Annotated in this window: 1 protein-coding gene; it reads left to right on the top strand. The window is 64.9% G+C overall.

Annotated features, from left to right (window positions below):
* On the top strand, positions 1 to 242 hold a 242-nt coding region (locus tag SCA31_RS25185; protein WP_410699666.1), incomplete at both ends, for a DUF202 domain-containing protein.

The following is a 242-nucleotide window of genomic DNA, read 5'->3' as shown; positions in this document are numbered from 1 at the left end:
GTGGCTGCTATTGGTTTCGCCGTCTTGAGCCTCATGGCCCGGTGAAGATGGACCTCCGGGATCCAGGGCTTCAACCTGAACGCACCACCTTGGCGTGGCGGCGGACGCTGATCTCGCTGGTGGTGGTGGACCTGTTTATCTGGCGCCGGTGGCTCTCGGGGCTCGCCGGAGCCCACCCGGGGTTCGATTATCAAGGGCTCTGTGCGCTGGTGGCTGCTGCTGCGACCGTGGTCCTTGCCTCA

It is taken from the genome of Chryseobacterium sp. SIMBA_028 (assembly GCF_046535285.1).
Taxonomy (GTDB): Bacteria; Bacteroidota; Bacteroidia; order Flavobacteriales; family Weeksellaceae; genus Chryseobacterium.
The sequence above is the reverse complement of the archived record's forward strand: the minus strand, read 5'-3'. Positions and strand labels throughout refer to the sequence as shown.